Annotated in this window: 18 protein-coding genes and 1 riboswitch; of the genes, 9 read left to right on the top strand and 9 right to left on the bottom strand. The window is 63.9% G+C overall.

Annotation, left to right across the window (positions count from 1 at the left end; genetic code table 11):
• Positions 1 to 55 precede the first annotated feature (55 nt).
• The 3 genes from rpsK to rplQ all read left to right on the top strand — a co-directional run bounded on the left by rpsK (position 56) and on the right by rplQ (position 2,067).
• Positions 56 to 445, top strand: coding sequence for a 30S ribosomal protein S11 (rpsK, locus tag ACRECX_RS01770; RefSeq protein WP_431557098.1), 390 nt, complete (start codon positions 56 to 58; stop codon positions 443 to 445).
• Between the two features lie 87 nt (positions 446 to 532).
• Complete coding sequence (locus ACRECX_RS01765; protein WP_431557097.1) at positions 533 to 1,549, top strand: DNA-directed RNA polymerase subunit alpha; 1,017 nt, start codon at positions 533 to 535, stop codon at positions 1,547 to 1,549.
• 89 nt (positions 1,550 to 1,638) lie between these two features.
• Positions 1,639 to 2,067, top strand: a complete 429-nt coding sequence (gene rplQ / locus ACRECX_RS01760; RefSeq protein ID WP_431557096.1) for a 50S ribosomal protein L17 — start codon at positions 1,639 to 1,641, stop codon at positions 2,065 to 2,067.
• Between the two features lie 201 nt (positions 2,068 to 2,268).
• On the opposite strand, the gene ACRECX_RS01755 is transcribed toward rplQ, so the two are convergent.
• Entirely contained in the window at positions 2,269 to 2,721 is a 453-nt protein-coding gene (locus tag ACRECX_RS01755) for an SRPBCC family protein (RefSeq protein WP_431557095.1), read from the bottom strand.
• Positions 2,722 to 2,907: 186 nt separating this feature from the next.
• Here ACRECX_RS01755 and ACRECX_RS01750 point away from each other — a divergent pair, with 186 nt between their 5' ends.
• Both ACRECX_RS01750 and ACRECX_RS01745 read left to right on the top strand, forming a co-directional pair.
• Entirely contained in the window at positions 2,908 to 4,347 is a 1,440-nt protein-coding gene (locus tag ACRECX_RS01750; RefSeq protein ID WP_431557094.1) for a Do family serine endopeptidase, read from the top strand.
• A 4-nt stretch (positions 4,348 to 4,351) separates the two neighbouring features.
• A complete protein-coding gene (locus ACRECX_RS01745; RefSeq protein ID WP_431557093.1) occupies positions 4,352 to 5,674 on the top strand; it encodes a replication-associated recombination protein A in 1,323 nt (440 codons plus the stop codon).
• On the opposite strand, the gene ACRECX_RS01740 is transcribed toward ACRECX_RS01745, so the two are convergent.
• Entirely contained in the window at positions 5,671 to 6,021 is a 351-nt protein-coding gene (locus ACRECX_RS01740) for a DUF190 domain-containing protein (RefSeq protein WP_431557092.1), read from the bottom strand. The two genes, ACRECX_RS01745 and ACRECX_RS01740, sit on opposite strands and share 4 nt — an antisense overlap.
• A gap of 2 nt (positions 6,022 to 6,023) precedes the next feature.
• Entirely contained in the window at positions 6,024 to 6,440 is a 417-nt protein-coding gene (gene crcB / locus ACRECX_RS01735; RefSeq protein ID WP_431557091.1) for a fluoride efflux transporter CrcB, read from the bottom strand.
• Positions 6,441 to 6,616: 176 nt separating this feature from the next.
• A riboswitch (Fluoride riboswitch) is annotated at positions 6,617 to 6,675 on the bottom strand.
• 85 nt (positions 6,676 to 6,760) lie between these two features.
• Here crcB and ACRECX_RS01730 point away from each other — a divergent pair.
• From ACRECX_RS01730 to ACRECX_RS01720, 3 genes are read left to right on the top strand one after another with little or no spacing between them, the layout of a single operon-like run.
• Positions 6,761 to 7,741, top strand: a complete 981-nt coding sequence (locus ACRECX_RS01730; RefSeq protein WP_431557090.1) for an RluA family pseudouridine synthase — start codon at positions 6,761 to 6,763, stop codon at positions 7,739 to 7,741.
• A gap of 21 nt (positions 7,742 to 7,762) precedes the next feature.
• Complete coding sequence (locus tag ACRECX_RS01725) at positions 7,763 to 8,209, top strand: low affinity iron permease family protein (RefSeq protein WP_431557089.1); 447 nt, start codon at positions 7,763 to 7,765, stop codon at positions 8,207 to 8,209.
• Positions 8,210 to 9,004 carry an ATP12 family chaperone protein gene (locus tag ACRECX_RS01720; protein ID WP_431557088.1) on the top strand — a complete coding sequence of 265 codons (795 nt, stop codon included), beginning with the start codon at positions 8,210 to 8,212 and terminating at the stop codon, positions 9,002 to 9,004.
• A gap of 14 nt (positions 9,005 to 9,018) precedes the next feature.
• Here the strand turns inward: ACRECX_RS01720 and ACRECX_RS01715 are convergent, their stop codons facing one another.
• The 6 genes from ACRECX_RS01715 to ACRECX_RS01690 all read right to left on the bottom strand — a co-directional run bounded on the left by ACRECX_RS01715 (position 9,019) and on the right by ACRECX_RS01690 (position 17,015).
• Entirely contained in the window at positions 9,019 to 10,752 is a 1,734-nt protein-coding gene (locus ACRECX_RS01715) for a type I secretion C-terminal target domain-containing protein (protein ID WP_431557087.1), read from the bottom strand.
• 262 nt (positions 10,753 to 11,014) lie between these two features.
• A complete protein-coding gene (locus ACRECX_RS01710; RefSeq protein WP_431557086.1) occupies positions 11,015 to 12,106 on the bottom strand; it encodes a helix-turn-helix domain-containing protein in 1,092 nt (363 codons plus the stop codon).
• A gap of 75 nt (positions 12,107 to 12,181) precedes the next feature.
• Positions 12,182 to 12,505, bottom strand: coding sequence for a hypothetical protein (locus ACRECX_RS01705; protein ID WP_431557085.1), 324 nt, complete (start codon positions 12,503 to 12,505; stop codon positions 12,182 to 12,184).
• Positions 12,506 to 12,581: 76 nt separating this feature from the next.
• On the bottom strand, positions 12,582 to 14,546 hold the full coding sequence (locus ACRECX_RS01700; protein WP_431557084.1) for a calcium-binding protein: 1,965 nt from the start codon (positions 14,544 to 14,546) through the stop codon (positions 12,582 to 12,584).
• Between the two features lie 283 nt (positions 14,547 to 14,829).
• A complete protein-coding gene (locus ACRECX_RS01695; protein WP_431557083.1) occupies positions 14,830 to 15,933 on the bottom strand; it encodes a helix-turn-helix transcriptional regulator in 1,104 nt (367 codons plus the stop codon).
• A complete protein-coding gene (locus ACRECX_RS01690; protein WP_431557082.1) occupies positions 15,930 to 17,015 on the bottom strand; it encodes an AraC family transcriptional regulator in 1,086 nt (361 codons plus the stop codon). Before ACRECX_RS01690 ends, ACRECX_RS01695 begins: the two co-directional genes overlap by 4 nt.
• Before the next feature lie 178 nt (positions 17,016 to 17,193).
• Between ACRECX_RS01690 and ACRECX_RS01685 the strand changes: the two genes are divergently transcribed.
• Positions 17,194 to 18,726: an acyl-CoA carboxylase subunit beta gene (locus tag ACRECX_RS01685; RefSeq protein WP_431557081.1), complete on the top strand. Its 1,533-nt coding sequence runs from the start codon at positions 17,194 to 17,196 to the stop codon at positions 18,724 to 18,726.
• Positions 18,727 to 18,744 lie beyond the last annotated feature (18 nt).

Raw genomic sequence — 18,744 nt, 5'->3', positions numbered from 1 at the left:
GGCCAGGGCTCGAGAAGCTGTCGCCGCCGCCAGTTCGAATAGCGGGAAATAGAGCATGGCCAAGGACAAGACGCGGGTTCGTCGCCGCGAGAAGAAGAACATCACTTCGGGCGTCGCCCACGTGCATGCGAGCTTCAACAACACGATGATCACCATCACCGACGCGCAAGGCAACGCCATCTCGTGGTCGTCGGCGGGCACCATGGGCTTCAAGGGTTCGCGCAAGTCGACGCCCTACGCGGCGCAGGTCGCGGCGGAGGACGCCGGCAAGAAGGCGATGGAGCACGGAATGAAGAACCTCGAAATCGAGGTACGGGGACCTGGCTCGGGCAGGGAGTCGGCGCTGCGCGCGCTGCAAGCCGCGGGCTTCAACATCATCTCGATCCGCGATGTGACGCCGATCCCTCATAACGGCTGCCGGCCACGCAAGCGCCGGCGCGTCTAAAGAAAGGCAAGGCTACTCTTGTTGCACGAAGACATTCGGAAGCTGGGGCAGGCAGCCCCGCTCAATGATCAGGAAAGGGCTAACCCGGTGCTGCAGAAGAACTGGCAAGATCTGATCAAGCCCACCAAGCTCAACGTCGCTTCAGGCCGCGATCCGGCGCGCTTCGCCATGGTCGTCGCCGAGCCGCTCGAGCGCGGCTTCGGGCTGACGCTCGGCAATGCGCTTCGCCGCGTGCTGCTTTCCTCGCTACAGGGCGCCGCCATCACCTCGGTGCATATCGACGGCGTGTTGCACGAGTTCTCGTCGATCCCCGGTGTGCGCGAGGACGTGACCGACATCGTGCTCAACATCAAGGAGATCGCGCTGCGCCAGCATGCCGAAGGCATCAAGCGCATGGTGCTTCAGAAGGAAGGCCCGGGCGTCGCCACCGCCGGCGACATCCAGACCGGGGCCGACATCGAGATCCTGAACCCCGGGCATGTGATCTGCACTCTCGACGAGGGCGCCTCGATCCACATGGAATTCACCACCTCGACGGGCAAGGGCTATGTGCCGGCCGAGCGCAATCGTCCGGACGATGCGCCGATCGGCTATATTCCCGTGGACTCGCTCTACAGCCCGGTGCGCAAGGTGTCCTATGGCGTGGAGAACACCCGCGAGGGCCAGATCCTCGATTATGACAAGCTCACCATGGAGATCGAGACGGACGGCTCGGTGCGGCCGGAGGACACGGTCGCGCTCGCCGCCCGCATCGTCCAGGATCAGCTGTCAGTGTTCGTCAATTTTGAGGAGCCGAAGAAGGAGACCACCTACGAGCGGCAGCCGGAACTCGTGTTCAACGCCGCTCTGCTCAAGAAGGTGGACGAGCTCGAACTGTCGGTGCGCTCGGCCAACTGCCTGAAGAACGACAACATCGTCTATATCGGCGACCTCATTCAGAAGACGGAAGCCGAGATGCTGCGGACACCGAATTTCGGCCGCAAGTCGCTGAACGAGATCAAGGAGGTGCTCGCCTCCATGGGCCTCCATCTCGGCATGGAAGTGCCGGATTGGCCGCCGGAGAATATTGAAGAGCTGGCGAAGCGCTTCGAGGATCATTATTAGCAGGGATCAGTAATCAGAAATCAGTGATCAGATCGGCAATTCTGACAACTGATCACTGATCTCTGTCCCCTGTCGACCGGAGGGAGACCATGCGTCACCGCAAAGCAGGCCGGAAGCTCAACCGGACGCCGTCCCATCGCAGCGCCCTCCTGGCGAGCCTTGCCACGGCGCTGATCAAGCACGAGCAGATCGCCACGACCTTGCCCAAGGCGAAGGAGCTGCGCCGGGTCACCGACCGGCTCATCACGCTTGCCAAGAAGGGAGACCTGCATGCGCGGCGCCTGGCGTTCGCCCGTATCCGCGATGAGGCGATGGTGGCCAAGCTGTTCGAGACGCTGGGGCCGCGCTATGCGGAGCGTCCCGGCGGCTATACGCGGGTGCTGAAAGCGGGCTTCCGCTACGGCGACTCCGCTCCGATGGCCGTGATCGAGCTGGTCGATCGCGACGAAGATGCCAAGGGTCTCGACTCCGGCCCGACGCAGGAGCGGGGCGACGAAGCCGAGGCCGCCGCGGCCTAACCCCTCGATTGTCGCCTGGTTAGCCGGGCGATGACAAGGAATAGGCAAATGAAAAGGCGCGCCGCCAGGGCGCGCCTTTCGTGTTTTCCAACGTTGGCTACTGCTAATCGTCGTCGTCGCGGTCTCTGCCCTTCGACACGGGATTGCCGGCGGCCGCCTCACGCTTGTCGTAAGCCTCGATGACGGCCTTCTTGATACCGCTTACGCCGTCGTTGAAGATGCCGGTGATGATTTTCTTGGCCTCGTCGTCAGGAACGCCGTTGGCGTCGAACTCGGCTTCCCACTCGATCTCGACCCGGTCCGGCTCGTCGTCCTCGCCGACCTCGAGCTCGCCTTGTAGTTCTTCACCGGCAGCGGGCTCTCGACGATCTCGTAGCTGTAGCCCGTATCGCCCTTGTCGGTGAGCTTCTCCTTGATCTTGCCGCCATCCCCGAGGGTCAGCATACGGTAGGTGTCGCCGCCTTCCTCGAACTGCTCGCACTCGGCGACAGCAGGATGCCAATTCTTGATGGCGCAAAATTCGCCAACCACGGCCCAGACCTCGGCGGGCGTGCCGGGCGCTTCTCGTCTCTTCTTGACTTCGATGGCCTCGGCCGCGGTGCTAAAAGCGAAGGTCGCCGCCAGAGCAGTCAGGCTCAGCTTCAAAACACGCATGCGCTTCTCTCCCACGTTTCACCGTTACGAATAGTTGCCGTCGGGTGCGGCATCTTAGTTGAAAGCACTAGAGCGGCAAAACAAGTTCCCTTGGGAATCCGCCGCAAGAAGGCCAGTTTTCTTTGGGAAACCGGCCCGGACTCTTGGTATGACGTGGGGTCCTTCCGGCCCCTCCTGACAGGGCAAATGATGAAGCTTTTGAAGCATCTCCCCGGGAAGATCGGCCTGGCCTGGCTGCTCGCCGCCGCGCTGCTCGTTCTGTCCCTCGCCACGGCGCCGGCGCAGGAGAAGGTCGTCCCCAAGTCCCAAGCCGCGATCAAGCAGTCCTTCGCGCCGGTGGTGCAGCAGGCGGCACCGGCGGTGGTCAACGTCTATGTGCGCCACCGGGTCAAGCAGATGGTGTCGCCGTTCTTCGACGACCCGTTCTTCCGCCGGTTCTTCGGCGAGCAGTTCGGCGTGCCGCAGGAACGCATTCAGAACTCGCTAGGCTCCGGCGTGCTGATCAGCGCCGAGGGCGTGGTGGTCACGAACTATCATGTCATCAGGAGCAGCGGCGACTCGGAGATCACGATAGCGCTCAACGACGGGCGCGAATTTCCGGCCAGGCTCATCCTCAAGGATGAGCAGACCGATCTCGCCGTGCTCCGGCTCGACGGCGCCGGCGCCACGTTTCCTTCTATCGCATTTGCCGATTCCGACGATCTCGAGGTGGGCGATCTCGTGCTCGCCATCGGCGATCCCTTCGGCGTGGGGCAGACGGTGACGAGCGGCATCGTCTCGGCGCTGGCACGTACCAAAGTCGGCATCAGCGACTATCAGTTCTTCATCCAGACCGATGCCGCCATCAATCCGGGCAATTCCGGCGGTGCGCTCGTCGACATGGACGGGCGGCTGGTCGGCATCAACACGGCGATCTTCTCGCGAAGCGGCGGCTCGCACGGCATTGGATTTGCGATTCCTTCCAACATGGTGCGGCTCGTGGTTCAGTCGGCGCTCACAGGCGGCACGGTGCAGCGCCCGTGGTTCGGCGCGTCGTTGCAGCCGCTGACTACCGACATCGCCGAGTCGATCGGGCTCGAGCGGCCATCGGGCGCGCTGGTCAAGAGCCTGCATGAGAAGGGACCGGCGTTCCGGGCGGGGCTCAAAGTCGGCGACGTCATCGTGAGTGTCGACGACAAGGCGGTGCAGGATCCGGAGGCGTTTCAGTACCGCTTCGTCACCAAGGGCGTGGGCGGCACCGTGGAGCTCGACGTGTTCCGCAAGGGCAAGACCTTGACGGCGACCGTGTCGCTGCTCGCGCCGATCGAGGACCCGCCGCGCGATACGCGCGACCTATCGGGACGCCACCCGTTCTCCGGCGCCAAGGTCGCCAATCTGTCACCCGCCGTGGCGCTGGAGCTCGGCCTGGAGGACGACGGCAAGCAAGGCGTCGTGGTCCTCGACGTCGACCGGCAGTCGAACGCCGGCAGGTTGGGCTTGCGGCGCGGCGACGTCATTGCCGGCCTCAACGACGAGAAGATCACCGCAGTCAAGCAACTCGCTGTCATGCTTGAGGTAAGCGGCGACGCCTGGCGCATTGCCATCGAGCGCGGGGAAAAAGTGTTCAACCTGGCAATTCAGGGCTGATGCCATGAAAAAGGGCGCGGCCACGTTGTTCGAGGCTGCCGGGCTCTCCGATAGTGCGCCGCGCCCGCTCGCCGACCGCCTGCGGCCCAAGTCTCTCGACGAGGTGATCGGCCAGGACCACCTCCTGGGCGATGGCATGCTCGGCCGCATGGTGCGGGCGAGACGGCTCGGCTCGGTGATCTTCTGGGGCCCGCCGGGGACCGGCAAGACCACCGTGGCGCGGCTTCTCGCCGAGGTCACCGATCACCACTTCGAGCAGATCTCGGCGATCCACTCCGGCGTCGCCGATTTGCGCAAGGTATTCGACGCGGCGCGTGCAAGACGGGAGGAGGGGCGTGGCACGCTGCTCTTCGTCGATGAAATCCATCGCTTCAACCGCTCGCAGCAGGACGCTTTCCTGCCGCATATGGAGGACGGCACCATCATTCTGGTGGGCGCCACGACGGAGAATCCGTCCTTTGAGCTCAATTCGGCGCTGCTGTCGCGGGCGAGCGTGCTCACCTTCAAGCGGCTGGACGATGCGGCACTCGAGGCGTTGATCGAGCGCGCGGAAGTGCACGAAGGACGCAAGCTGCCGCTGACGGACGACGCCCGGGTGGCGCTGATCAGCATGGCCGACGGCGACGGGCGCGGCGTCATCAACCTCGCTGAGGACGTGTTTCTCACCGAGGCCGCCGGCATCAAGACACCGCTCGACCGCGAAGCGTTGGTGGCGCTGGTGCAGCGCCGCGCGCCGATCTACGACAAGTCCCAGGACGGCCACTACAACCTCATCAGCGCTCTGCACAAATCGGTACGGGGATCAGACCCCGACGCCGCGCTCTATTGGCTGGCGCGCATGCTGGCGGGCGGTGAAGACCCGCTCTACATCGCGCGGCGGCTGGTGCGCATGGCGGTTGAGGATATCGGCCTCGCAGACCCCAATGCGCTCCTCCAAGCGAACGCCGCGAAGGAGGTCTACGACTTTCTCGGCTCGCCGGAAGGGGAACTGGCGCTGGCGCAAGCCACGGTCTACCTCGCCACCGCGCCGAAATCGAACGCCGCCTACAAGGCGTTCGGCGCGGCAACGCGCGCGGCGGAGGATAGCGGGTCGCTGCTGCCGCCCAAGCACATCCTCAACGCGCCGACCAGACTGATGAAGCAGGAAGGCTACGGCCGCGACTACGCCTACGACCACAACGAGGCGGAGGCGTTCTCAGGCCAGAACTATTTTCCGGACGGCATGGCGCGGCAGCATTTCTACGCGCCGACGGAGCGTGGCTTCGAGGCCGAGATCAAGGCGCGGCTCGACCGCTGGGCCGAGCTGCGGGCGAAGAAGGCGCGCTAGCCCGTTTCGCCAGTCTTGCCGTTGCCATAGCGGACCACCTGCACCTTTTCCAAGGTGACCAGGCCGCTTCCCATCATGCTCTCAATCGCGTCGACGAAGGCGCGGACCTTGTCCTCGGTGTCGACGATCTCGATGACGAGCGGCAGATCCTGCGACAGCCGCAGGATCTTGGTGGTGTGCAGCACGCTGGAGTGGCCGAAGCCCATGGGCCCGCGCAGCACGGTGGCGCCGGCCAGCCCCATCTCGCGCGCCTTCAGCACGATCGCCTCATAGAGCGGCTGGTGGCCGGCCTTGTCGTCCTCGCCGATGAAGATGCGCAGCAGAACGGCATCGCGGGAGAGCGGCATGGTCAGATCCACTTCATGGCGTTGATGGAGAGGGCGAGGACATGCCCGAGCCAAACGGCGAGAAGGCAGAGCAGCACCGAGGCGACGATATTGCCCCCGGCCTGCAACAGCTCACCGTCTTGTACCAGATTGAGGGTCTGGAGGCTGAACGACGAAAATGTGGTGAAACCGCCCAACAGGCCGAACATGACGAACTGGCGCATGGTGGAGCCGGCGAACATGCGGCCGTCAGGCCCGGTCAGGGTGGCGAAGAAGCCGATGAGGAAGGAGCCGGTGACGTTGACGAAGACCGTGCCCCAAGGGAAGGTCTCGCCGAATAGTCGCGCGGCGACGCCGGAGCACCAATAGCGGGCCACGCCGCCGAGCGCGCTGCCGACCGCGATCCATAGATAAATGGCAAGCGAATTGGCAAGGGGCATCAGGCACCGTCCATCGTGTTGTTTAGTGCGAGTCGATAAAGCGACAGCCGGAAAATGCCGAGGTCCGAATGGGACATGAGGCGCTCCTTCGCAAGTCCGCAAGGGCTGGCGGCGGTACAAAACAAAACCCGCCTGGCGGCGGGCTTGCGGACCGAAGCTCCCACCGCGCGCAGTCGAGTGCGGTAGGAGTCATTAGCCAAGGGCGGTTCAGGGGGACTCCATCCCCTTCGCATTTTCTGTGCTTATGCTACTTGAGTCTCGCCGCCGTTCAAGCCCGATTGGCGGATATCGTTCCCATTTGTTGAGCCTTCTGTGGTGCAATGACGCACAGATCTTCCGTCGAGACCAAGCAGGTGAGCGAGGCCGAGGACGGCATGCGGCTCGACCGCTGGTTCAAAGCCCATTACGCCGCGCTGCCCCATAGCCGGCTCGAAAAGCTCTTGCGGACCGGCCAGGTCAGGGTCGACGGCGGCAGGGCCAAAGCGAGCAAGCGGCTCGAGGCGGGCCAGAGCATCCGCGTGCCGCCGCTGCCCGACGTGCCGCCGCCGCCGGGCCCGAAACACGCGCTCAGCAAGGCCGACCGCGCGTTCCTTGCCGCCATGACCCTCTACGAGGACGACGACCTCCTGGTGCTCAACAAGCCGTCCGGCATCGCCGTGCAAGGCGGCACCAAGACCGCGCACCATATCGACCGGCTGCTCGAAGGCCTTGGCGGCGGGCCGGAGACACGGCCGCGCCTCGTGCACCGGCTGGACCGCGACACCTCCGGCGTGCTCGTCATCGCCAAGCGCCGCAGCATCGCGGCGAAGCTCGGCCGCGCGTTCCAGACGCGCTCGGTGCGCAAGATCTATTGGGCCCTGGTCCACGGCGTGCCGAAGCCCCCGCAAGGCAAGATCGAGGCGGCGCTGGTAAAGGCGGCGGGCCCGGAAGGGGACCGTGTGCGCAAGGCGCGCGCCGGCGAGCAGGACATCGCGCAGTCGGCCGTCACCCACTATGCCATGGTGGACCGGGCAGGGCAGCAGGCCGCCTTCGTGTCGCTGAAGCCTGTCACCGGGCGGCAGCACCAGCTCCGCGCCCACATGGCGATCCTCGGCCACCCGATCCTCGGCGACGAAAAGTATCGGGGGAACGCAGCCTTGCCGGTAGGCGTTTCGAACAGGCTTCATCTGCATGCGCGGCGGATCAGCTTTCCACACCCGGGCGGGGAGGGCGTGGTCGACGTGACGGCGCCGCTTCCGGATCATATGCGGCAGAGTTTTGCGCTGTTCGGCTTTGCCGAGCCGGCCGGCGCCGAGCAATGACTTTGTGCGTGGAGGCATGACATGATCAACCAGGGAAGTTGGTTCGGGCGTTTCGCCCAAGAGGCGTCGCGCCTCACGGGGCGGCCTTTAGCGTTCGTCGCCGCGCTGTCTATCGTCCTCGTCTGGGCGGCGATGGGTCCCGTCTTCGGCTATAGCGATACCTGGCAACTCGTCATCAACACCGGGACCACGATCATTACGTTCCTCATGGTGTTCGTCATCCAGAACACGCAGAACCGCGACACTGTGGCCATGCAGATCAAACTCGACGAGCTGATCCGCGTGTCGCGCAGCGCACGCAACGTGCTCCTCGATCTCGAGGAGCTCGACGACAAGGATTTGGAAGCGCTACGGCAAGATTATGAGCGCCTGGCCGAGGAATACCGCGCCGGGGGCGGAAGCCGATCGCCGCGGGAAGCGGCGCGGCCGGGCAGGTCGAAACGCTCAGGCAAAGGGAAGCGGGGCTAAGTGAGCGACGAGAGCAAGGCCAAGAACCCGGAGGCGGCCGCGACGGTTGACACGGCAGGGCCGGGGAAGGGCGCTAGCCTGCCGAAGCGCTTCTACAAGGACGTCACGGCCAAGGATGAGGGCGCAGGGGCCGCGCTCCTCCTCGACGGCAAGCCCGTGCGCACGCCCGGCAAGGCGCCGCTCGCGGTGCCGACGAGAGCGCTGGCCGAGGCCATCGCCGAGGAGTGGCGCGCGCAAGGCGAACGCATCGATCCACGCACCATGCCGCTCACCAGGCTCGCCAACTCGGCGATCGACGGAGTGAGGGGCAGGGAGCAGGCGGTTGTTGACGACATCATGGCGCATGCGCGCGCCGACCTTCTCTGCTACCGGGCGAGCGGTCCCGAGGGACTCGTGGCCGAACAGGCAAAGCATTGGGACAAGGTGATCGCTTGGGCCAAGGACGCGCTGAAGGCGCCGCTCGTGCTTGCTGAAGGAGTTGTCCATGTGACACAGCCCGAAACCTCGCTTGCCGAGATCAGGAAGCGGGTGGAGGGCCTCGATGCGTTCGGCCTCGCCGCGCTGCATGTGATGACGTCGCTCACCGGCTCGGCCGTGCTGGCGCTCGCCGTGGCGCTCGGCCGCCTCACGCCGGACGAGGCGTGGCAGGTCGCCCACGTCGACGAGGACTGGCAGATCAGCCAATGGGGCGAGGATGCGGAGGCCGCCGCGCGCCGCGCCGCCCGCCGCCGGGACTTCGACGCTGCGTGTAAGGCGCTGCAGTTGCTAGAGCGCGGAACAAATCCCTCCCCCTGAAGGGGGAGGGAGAGCTAGAGCGTGAAGTCGCCGGCATCGAGCGCCGAAACGCCATTTACCTTGATCTGAAAGTCGGCCTTGCCGTCGCCGTTGACGTCACCTTCGACCATCACGTAGCCGGCCTTCTTCACGTAGTGCAGCTCGCCCTTCTTCTCGTGGAAGTCCTGCTTGCCGATAAAGTTGAACTTATTGTTGCCGCTGACGCCCTTCTTGGCGTCGATGTCTTTGAGGTCGATCACGTCCCCGCCATTGCGCGAGAAGTCGTGGATGATGTCGCGGTTTCCGCCGACCTTCGTCTCCCCAATGAAATTGAAGTCGAAGTGGTCGGCATCAGCTCCGCCATAGAGTTTGTCGCGACCGGAGCCGCCGCGCAGTACATCGGCGAATTGCGAGCCCGTGATGACGTCGTTGCCGCCGCGGCCATCGACGAAGGGCAGGCCAATTTTCGAGGTCAGGGCTGAGAAGTCGAGGACATTGGCATTGGCGTTGCCGAGCACGCCCTGATTGTTGCCCTCCCATTCATCGATCGAGTGCAAGCCGCTGAGGGTGAGGGCGGAACCGCCAAGCACCTGCAAAGCGTCGGTGCCCGTTCCGCCTTCCCAGTTGGTGAAGGTCCAGGCGGCGGCCGAGAAGTTGGCCGCATTCTCGATGGCGAGCGTCTGATTGGTTCCGTGGCCCCCTGATACAGCAAAGTTTCCAGGAAGCTGACCAGCATTGAAAGTCACGGTGCTGGCGTTGGAGACGTTAAGTCCATCTATACCGCTGAAGACCATCGAGCGGAAGTCGAAGGAGAAGGCAACCGCGAGAACGTCGATGCCATCCACGCCTGTGTCGTTGATCGTCTCAAGACCGTCGACGATATATGTGTCGCCACCATTGCCACCATCGAGTGTGTCGGCGCCGCCCCTACCGCTGATAAGGTCAGCCTGATTTGACCCGACGATTGTGTCATCGCCGCTGGTGCCGTTGATCGAGATCGTATCGAAGTCGTCGTTCCAGTCGGTGAAGGTCCAGCCGCTGGCCGAGAAATTTGTGCCGGTTGCAACGCTGATTGTCTGTTGGATCGTGTCGACGCCGGTTATGGCGAGGTTCGAGGGAAGTTGAGACGCGTCGAAGTGGGCGATGCCGCTGCCTCCAAGGCCGGCCTCCGACATGAAAGCGATGGCCTCGATGCCGGCGACGCTGGCTTGCGCGAAGTTGGCGACTCCACCAACAAAACCGCGCAGCACGATGGTGTCGGTACCGCTCGCGCCGGTGTCATCGATCACCTCGCCGGCGTCGATGTCGCCGGGACCGAACTCATAAGTATCGCCGCCGTCCCCTCCGTCTAGAATGTCAGCTCCGTCCCCACCATCGATGGTATCGGCGCCGTCGCCGCCAATGATCGTGTCGTCGCCGGCATGACCCCTGAGAACGTCGGAGCCGGCCGAACCGGTCAGCGTATCCTGGCCGGCGAGTGCCGTGGCCGCGCCGCCCGAGAAATAAGTCGCGAAGTCGAACGGCGTGGCCGTTTCGTACTTGGCAACGAGCGTCGTGTGGGCGGCGTCCGTATAGACAAGGATTGAATCGTAGGTCCCTGCCAGCGGATCGTCGCCGTCATAGTCGAGGCCCGATCCGCTCACGACGACATAGTTGCCGGCAACGTTCTGGAACTCGTAGGTGGAGTCCGTGGCGACGATTGAAGCGCCCGAGCGCGGGGCCCAGAACACGTCGCTATTGAAGACGAGTGATAGCGTAACGTCGGCCATCGTTTCCTCCGATTGTTCGACCAACGGGCATCGCCCTAGGCCGAGTCTGACCGTTACGTGCCGAGGCATGGCTCGGCCCGATGTTTCATCTCCGGTTGTCCTGGAATCGGCTCCGGCCTCTATCCTGGCCCTCGCCGGTCCGTTCGAGAGGCTATGTGGGGTGCCCCTCCGCCAAGTGCCCGTCGCTGTCAGGCAAGGAAAATACTATATAGAACAATGAGTTGATAAAAGGCGCGTAGCGATACCTCGGGATCCCGCGCGCCTAACCTTCGCCCACGAGGCTCCCGCGCAAGATGCGCAGCGTGTGCTCGGTGCCGGCTTGGCCGCGCACGGCGGTGGGGGTCTCGCCGAAGCGGATGCGGAAGGCGTGATTGAAATGGGCGGCGGTCTTGAAGCCCGCGCGATAGGCGACCTCCACGACCTTGAGATGCGTAGTTTCCGAGTTCGACAACAGCTCATGCGCGTGCAGAAGCCTGCGCTCCAGCAGATGCTCGTAGAAGGTCTTGGTGGTGTCCTCGAGCATGCGGTGAACCTGGCGCCCCGACATGCCGAGCGAGCGCCCGATGGCTTCGGCCGACAAGCCAGGCCTGGCGAAGTGCTGGTCGATCGCTTGCAGCACCGCGCCTTGCCGTGCCGCCTTCAGCCCGCGGCCTTCGATCAGTGCGCGGCCGTCGCGCGATGGATTGAGCAGCAGCGCCACGAGGTCGATGATGTGGCGTCCATGGGTTTCGCGTTTCTGTTGCGTGACGGGTTCGGTCTTACTGGTAACCAGCCCGAGCAAGTCGGAGATCAGATTGAGCAGTTTGTTGCCTGGCGCGATCGCCTGCAGGCCGGCCTGGAAGTCGCGCGGCATCAATTCGAGCAACGCATTGCGATCCATGCGCAAGAGGCTGCTGTGGCACCCGGCCGAAGGCTGAACCGTGAACTGCCGGTCCAGGGAGAGAAAGAATCCAGCACCCGCCTCCACGCCAAGGTATTCCGATTGGTTCAGGCCGACGACCATGTTCCGCTGGCAGAGCGTGAAGCTGAAATCGTCGCTTCCATTGCGGGCGAGGGTGCCGGTTCGCCGATAAATGGTGTTCCAGCTATTGACGCGCGCAAGGGACAGCGGCCCAGCTTGCCACATGTCGACCATGGCATGGAAATCTGGTGGCGCCGACAAGATGTCGGCGTCGACTCCGAGCTGGCTCATCCATAGATCGCGCCAGATCTCGAACTTGTCTTCTTGCGGAACGTCGTGCGTCGAGAATGCGAAGTGAAAGGGAGGTGGCTCGGCGCAACCGGTACGGCCCGCCGTGCTCAAGGACTTGCCACTGTTTGCCTCAGTGGCGCTTGAGCCACCCGCGCTGTCCATCCGGCTTGGTCTCCGAACTGCCGGAGATTACACCAGCCATAATTGAGGCCGAAACGAATTCACTTGGGCGAGCGCCTATTGGGGAGGCGCTTTACCAAGTTTGTCGAGGCCAGCGGCCATGTCGGCGATCTTCTCGCAGCGCGCCCAGAGGGCCCTGATCTCGTCGCCCCGCAGCCTGCGGGCGATGGGGTCGGCGCGGAGATCGTAGACGCGGACGCAGTGAATGGGGGCCAGCTTGATGCCGGAGGCGGTCTCCGGCTCGTCCGGGTGCTCGAGCTGCGCCTCGGTGACGAGGCGAGCGCGAATGTCTTCAAGCTCCTGCCCGACCCGGTGATAGAACACTCCAAGCCCTATGGCCGCGACGAGCGCGCAAGCGAGAAGAATTCCAACCCATTTCATGGCTCGCCCCGTTGCCTGGCCGAGGCGGCGAGCATGCCGCCTTTCGGGCCGTCCGGCAACGGGGCATGAGCCTAGCCTAAAGCACGAAGTCGCCCGATGAGAGCGCGCCGACCTTGACCAGGATCTCGAAGTCGGCGTTGCCGTCGCCGTTGACGTCGCCTTGGACGATCACTTTCGAGCCCTTGTCCTCGAAGCGGAGCTCGCCCTTCTTCTCGTGGAAGTCCTGCTTGCCGATCCATTTAAACTTGTTGTTGCCGGACACGCCCGTCTTGGCGTCGATGTCCTCGAGGTCGATCTTGTCGCCCTGGCCGCGCTTGAAGTCGGTGATGGTGTCGCGCTTCGAGCCCTTCACGCTCTCCTTGATGGAATTGAAGTCGAACAGATCACCGTCCGCGCCGCCGGTGAGGCTGTCCTTGCCCTTGCCGCCGTGAAGGGTGTCCTTGCCCGCGCCGCCCGAAAGCTTGTCGTTGCCGGTGTACCCGAGCAGCATGTCGTCCGACAGCGAGCCCTTGATTGTGTCGTTGCCAGCGCGGCCGTCGAAACCGGCGACGCCGCTAGCGGTCATGCCGCTGAAATCGAAGATGTTGCCGCTCGACGTGCCGCTCAGGACCTTGCCGTTGCCGATCAATTGCTCGATAGACAGGTTTGGGCTGTTGAACGTGGCGAGCATCGCGTTGCCGACAAGCTCCAGACTATCCATCCCGCCCGTATCGGCGATGGTGTCGCCAAAGCCTTCGGTGCCGGCAATTTGATAGGTGTCGTCGTCGGCGCCGCCGTTCAGGTTATCGGCGCCCGGGCCGCCGCGCAGGATATCGTCTCCATCGCCACCGTTTAGCGTGTCGTTGCCGGCGCCGCCGTTGAGCACGTCTTGGAAGTCCCAGCCGGTGATGGTGTCGTCGCCTAAGCCGGACTTGAAGTTGAAGCGCTCGAAATTCCTGATTTCGGTGCCGTCGCCCAGGTCAAAGAAGACATTGGTGATCGCATCGGCGAAGCTGAAGTTGAACGCGACAGTCTCATTGCTGCGATCCAGAATCAGGTCGTCGAAGTCCTCGCCGCCGTCGAGCTGCTCACCATTGCCGCCTTCGCCGGCCTTGCTGATGATGGTGTCATCGCCGCCGCCGCCATCGACAAAATCCAGGCCAGCGCCGCCGTCGAGCGTGTCATCGCCATCCTCACCGAAAAGAGTGTCGCCTGACTGTCCTCCTGTGATTGTCTCGCCGTCGGGCGTGCCGAGAACAAACACGGGATTGGAGACTTTTTGCGTCAGGTCGAGGGTGGTGGGAGCGCCTGATTCGACCAGAGTGAGGGCGATCTGAAAAGTCGTCCCATTCGTATGCTCGATCGTGTCGAAGGCTTGGAACTGAGAGGCAAAGGCGATGCCGCCGTTGAACCCGACGCGCAGGGTTTCGACATTGGAGATTTGCAGGAAGCTGAGGTTTGTGCCGGCGGCGGTTGTCTCCAGCGTGTCGGTATCTGCCCCGCCGTCGATGGTGCCACCCGAAGTAAAGGTTGGGCCGATCTTGATGAAGTCGTCCCCGGCGCCGCCGTCGATCGTCGTCGTAAAGCCCAAGGAATCGTTGATATTGTCGTCGCCGGCGCCGCCATCGATCGTGTCGTTGCCGTCGCCACCGTTGATGGTGTCGGCGCCGTCATAGCCGAACAGCGAATCGCCTGTGGTGCCGCCGTTAACGGTGTCGTCGCCGCTCAGCAGAAACTCGAACAAGGTGCCGGCCAGCGCCTGCTGATAAAGGGTGACGTAATCGTGCGAGAAATTCTCGATCGTCTCTAGAGGGGTGAGGGTGACGCCGTCCCACTTCGCGCGCTGGATTATGGTGACGGTTCCGCCGCTCGGCTCGCCGTTGAATTCGAGATCCCCCGGATCGGAGTAGAAGGCGGTGACGGTGCCGTCCCCGTTGTTGGAATAAAAATGCTGCCCGCCGTCGTTGGGGATAGCGCCGAGCTGTGCGAGTTGCCAATTGGGAACCAGCGTATCGGCCCAGAGGCTGAAGAAGGTTACATCGCTGCGCGTAAAGGTGGCCACAGGTTCGTCTCCATGCTTTGGGCCGCAGAAAACCGTCGCGCGCCGGGGCCATGCCCGGGGCGCCGCTTCGTGCGGGTGTTTAGGAAAGGGCGGGGGGTGCAGAGGGCCCGCGCCGCTTCGTTTAGAGAGATATAGGCGGGGGTTGGCGTTAGTCCACGTCGCTGACAGCCAAGCCAAGTTCTCGCGAAATCAATAGGTTATCCTGGCGGAGCGCGAAAATGGGAAGCTTCAGCGCGGCGCAAGGCTACGCTGTAGAGCTGCAAGGCTTGGGACAGGGCGAGTTTCACGGCGTGTCGCGCTTTGCCTCCCCGTCCATGCTCTGCCGAAGATGGCGCAAGGCCAGCTCGGTCGCGGCGCCATTGCGCACGCCGGTCGGTGTGTCGCCGAATCTGCGGCGGAAGGCGTGATTGAAATGGCTGACGTCGGCGAACCCCGCTTGGAAGGCGATCTCGGCGATCTTGATGCCGTTGCGGCTGGGGTCGGCGAGCAGGCCGCGCGCGTGCAACAGCCGGCGCTCGGTGAGATGTTCGTAGAAGGTCTTGGTGGTCTCTTCGAGCAGGCGGTGCACTTGTCGCGCCGAAATGCCAAGAGCGCGTCCGACACGATCGGCCGATAGGGTCGGGTTGGCGAAGTGTCCATCGACGGCCTGGAGCACGGCGCCCATGCGCGCGGCCTTCAGTCCGCGCGCCTCGATCCGCGCGCGGCCGTCGCGCGACGGCTCGAGCAGCAGCGCAATCAGATCGATGACCTGTTGCCCGACCGTCTCGCGCCGGTCCTGTGTCATCGGCTCGGTCTTGCTGGTGATCAAGGGCAGAGTGCCCCTGATCAGGTCGAGCACGTTGCCCCCAGGAGCGAAAGTTCGCAGGGCGAGCTCGAAATCCCGCGGCATGAGCTCGAGAAGCGCATCTCGATTGATGTGCAGAAGGCAAAACGGGAAGTAGTCGTTCGCCGGGGCGACCCGGTAGCTCCGGTCGTTGGCCAGAAAAAACGCGCCGTTGCGTTGCACGCGAGCCGCGCCGGTCTTGGATGAACTGACGTGACCGTCAACGCCCGCGCTGAAAGCAAAGGTAAAGTCGTTGCTGCCATTGCGGGCAAAGCGCGCCGTCCGCTCGTAGAGCGCTCTCGATGCCTCGCCCTGGGCGATGGAGAGCGGGCCGCTGCTCCACAGCTCCATGTTGCCCTCGAAGTTGTCGGGCCTGTCGGTCGACACTTCGACCTCGAACAGCCGGCGCATCCACAGGTCGCGCCAGGTTTCGAACCGGCCCTCGGGGGGAATGTCTTTGGTGGTGAAGCGGCAATAATTGGCGGATGCGACCGCGGCGGAGGAGGTCGTATCAGGCTGTCCTTCCGTGGAAGACAGCGCACCGTTCTCGTTCTTCCGCCTCATGGGCGACCGCCGGCGAGACTCCGCCACAAGTGGTTGAGCGTGGCCGTTGCTGCCGCATTGCGGCGCACGCCAGTCGGCGTGTCGCCGAAACGAGCGCGAAACGTGTGATTGAAGTGGGTCACGTCGGTGAAGCCAGCGTCAGCCGCAATATCGACGATCTTGCCGTGGGGCGTCGAGGCGGTGGTGAGCAGGTCATGGGCGCGCAACAGCCGGCGCTCCAAAAGGTGCTCGTAGAACGTCTTGGTGGTCTCCTCCAACAGCCTGTGCACCTGGCGCGCCGAGATGCCGAGCGAGTGTCCCACCAACTCGGCTGACAGCTGCGGGCGTCCGTACTCGCTGTCGATCGTCCGCAGGACGGCGCCGATGCGCGCAGCTTTAAGCCCACGCCGCTCGATCTGCTCGCGTCCATCGCGCGATGGGTTCAGCATCAGCGCAACGAGATCGACGACATGTTGACCAATAGTGGCGCGCTTCTCGGCGCCGGTGGGTTCGGTCTTGCTGGTGAGCAGCGGCACCATGTTCTCGACAAGCCGTAGGATGCGATTGCCGGGTGTAAAGACCCGCATGGGAATTCGAAAGTCGCGTGGCATCAACGCAAGAAGCGCTCCGCGATCGATGCGCAAAACACGAGTCGGGCAATCGCCTGGGGGTGCAATGGTATAGCGGTGATCGTGCGAGAGAAAGAACGCACCGCCTGGCCGTAATGCTAGCGGGCCGGTCGTTGCCGTTTCGACAATGGTGTCCCGAGAGCAAAGCGTGAGGCTGAAATCATCGCACCCGTTGCGGGCGAAGTTTGCGGTTCGCTCATAAAGCGATTGCGTGACGTTGAGATCAACCGCCGTGAGCGGCCCAGCGCACCACAGCTCGATCCTGCCATCGAAAGAAGCGGGTGAGTCCGTCGACACTCTGGCCTCGCCGAAGACTTTCCACAAATCGCGCCAGGTCTCGAACTTGCCTTCGCGGGGAATGCCGTCGGTGGTGAAGCGGTAATGGTCCGGCGCCTGCGGGGGAGGGGGCGGCTGAATCTCCCGGACCTGGCCCTCGCCAGCGCCAGCCCGCGCGCCACCCGTTTCTTCTTCCATTCAGTTCCTCGCCAAGACTCAAAGACTACCGGGCGGTCACCGGCAAAACAATAAATCACCGTGCCATGATTACTGGCTCCGGCATGATGTCGCTGATGCGAATGCCCAGGGAATGGGCTTGCGCGCCGAGACCTCCATGCTATTCACCTTCAGGGGCGGGTAAGCCTGGGGAGCAGCCATGAAAGAAGTCCTTGAAGAGCTTGAGGTTCGGCGCGCCAAGGCCCGCGCCGGCGGGGGCCCGGCCCGCATCGAGGCGCAACATAAGCGCGGCAAGCTCACGGCGCGCGAGCGGCTTCAGCTCCTCCTCGACGACGGCTCGTTCGAAGAGTTCGACATGTATGTCGAGCACCGCTGCATCGATTTCGGCATGGAGCAGACCAAGGTGCCGGGCGACGGCGTGGTCACGGGGTGGGGCACCATCAACGGCCGCGTGGTCTATGTGTTCGCCAAGGACTTCACCGTGTTCGGCGGCTCCTTGTCGGAGGCGCACGCCAACAAGATGATCAAGATCCAGGACATGGCGCTCAGGAGCCGGGCGCCGGTCATCGGCCTGTTCGACGCGGGCGGCGCGCGCATCCAGGAGGGGGTGGCGGCGCTCGGCGGCTATGGCGAAGTTTTCCTGCGCAACGTGCTCGCCTCCGGCGTCATCCCGCAGATCAGCGTGATCATGGGCCCGTGCGCCGGGGGCGACGTCTATTCGCCGGCCATGACCGACTTCATCTTCATGGTCAAAGACACCTCCTACATGTTCGTCACCGGGCCCGACGTGGTGAAGACGGTGACCAAGGAGGAGGTGACCGCCGAGCAGCTCGGCGGCGCCATCGTGCATACTACCAAGTCGTCGATCGCCGACGGCGCCTATGAGAACGACGTCGAGGCGCTGCTGCAGATGCGCCGGCTGATGGACTTTCTGCCGTCCTCCAATCTCTCCGGCGTTCCGGAGCTGCCGACCCGCGATCCGTGGAACCGGCTCGAGCCATCGCTCGATACCTTGATCCCCGACAACCCCAACAAGCCCTACGACATCAAGGAGCTGATCCACAAAGTCGTGGACGAGGGCGACTTCTTCGAGATCCAGGAGACCTACGCCCGCAACATCGTCGTTGGCTTCGCGCGGCTGGAGGGGCGCACCATCGGCATCGTCGCCAATCAGCCCATGGTGCTCGCCGGCGTGCTCGATAGCGACGCCTCGCGCAAAGCCGCGCGCTTCGTGCGCTTCTGCGACTGCTTCAACATTCCGCTCGTCACCTTCGTCGACGTGCCGGGCTTCCTGCCGGGCACCGACCAAGAATATGGCGGGCTGATCAAGCACGGCGCCAAGCTCTTGTTCGCCTTCACCGAGGCGACGGTGCCCAAGGTGACGGTGATCACGCGCAAGGCCTATGGCGGCGCCTACGACGTCATGAGCTCAAAGCATATCAGGGGCGACATCAACTATGCCTGGCCTTCGGCCGAGATCGCGGTGATGGGCGCCAAGGGCGCGGTCGAGATCCTTTATCGCGCCGAGCTTGGCGATGCGGAGAAGATCAAGAAGCGCATCGACCAGTATCAGACGCGCTTCGCCAACCCGTTCGTGGCGGCCGAGCGGGGCTATATCGACGAGGTGATCGCGCCGCGCGGCACGCGCATGCGCGTCGCCCGCGCGCTCCAGATGCTGCGCAACAAGCACGTCGAGAATCCCTGGAAGAAGCACGACAATATTCCGTTGTGATATGCTTCGCGAGAATGC

Origin of the sequence: Methyloceanibacter sp., from assembly GCF_050726195.1 — a bacterium.
Lineage (GTDB): Bacteria > Pseudomonadota > Alphaproteobacteria > Rhizobiales > Methyloligellaceae > Methyloceanibacter.
Note: the sequence above shows the minus strand (reverse complement) of the source record. Positions and strands in the feature narration are given on the sequence as shown.

What these genes read in the sequence shown, in the direction of transcription:
- ACRECX_RS01730 (WP_431557090.1), top strand. Translation starts at nt 6,761, where the DNA reads ATGACGCACAGATCTTCCGTCGAGACCAAGCAGGTGAGCGAGGCCGAG.
- ACRECX_RS01710 (WP_431557086.1), bottom strand. Translation starts at nt 12,106, where the DNA reads ATGGACAGCGCGGGTGGCTCAAGCGCCACTGAGGCAAACAGTGGCAAG.
- ACRECX_RS01695 (WP_431557083.1), bottom strand. Translation starts at nt 15,933, where the DNA reads ATGAGGCGGAAGAACGAGAACGGTGCGCTGTCTTCCACGGAAGGACAG.
- crcB (WP_431557091.1), bottom strand. Translation starts at nt 6,440, where the DNA reads ATGCCCCTTGCCAATTCGCTTGCCATTTATCTATGGATCGCGGTCGGC.
- ACRECX_RS01725 (WP_431557089.1), top strand. Translation starts at nt 7,763, where the DNA reads ATGATCAACCAGGGAAGTTGGTTCGGGCGTTTCGCCCAAGAGGCGTCG.
- ACRECX_RS01740 (WP_431557092.1), bottom strand. Translation starts at nt 6,021, where the DNA reads ATGCCGCTCTCCCGCGATGCCGTTCTGCTGCGCATCTTCATCGGCGAG.
- ACRECX_RS01750 (WP_431557094.1), top strand. Translation starts at nt 2,908, where the DNA reads ATGATGAAGCTTTTGAAGCATCTCCCCGGGAAGATCGGCCTGGCCTGG.
- rplQ (WP_431557096.1), top strand. Translation starts at nt 1,639, where the DNA reads ATGCGTCACCGCAAAGCAGGCCGGAAGCTCAACCGGACGCCGTCCCAT.
- rpsK (WP_431557098.1), top strand. Translation starts at nt 56, where the DNA reads ATGGCCAAGGACAAGACGCGGGTTCGTCGCCGCGAGAAGAAGAACATC.
- ACRECX_RS01755 (WP_431557095.1), bottom strand. Translation starts at nt 2,721, where the DNA reads ATGCGTGTTTTGAAGCTGAGCCTGACTGCTCTGGCGGCGACCTTCGCT.
- ACRECX_RS01715 (WP_431557087.1), bottom strand. Translation starts at nt 10,752, where the DNA reads ATGGCCGACGTTACGCTATCACTCGTCTTCAATAGCGACGTGTTCTGG.
- ACRECX_RS01745 (WP_431557093.1), top strand. Translation starts at nt 4,352, where the DNA reads ATGAAAAAGGGCGCGGCCACGTTGTTCGAGGCTGCCGGGCTCTCCGAT.
- ACRECX_RS01685 (WP_431557081.1), top strand. Translation starts at nt 17,194, where the DNA reads ATGAAAGAAGTCCTTGAAGAGCTTGAGGTTCGGCGCGCCAAGGCCCGC.
- ACRECX_RS01705 (WP_431557085.1), bottom strand. Translation starts at nt 12,505, where the DNA reads ATGAAATGGGTTGGAATTCTTCTCGCTTGCGCGCTCGTCGCGGCCATA.
- ACRECX_RS01690 (WP_431557082.1), bottom strand. Translation starts at nt 17,015, where the DNA reads ATGGAAGAAGAAACGGGTGGCGCGCGGGCTGGCGCTGGCGAGGGCCAG.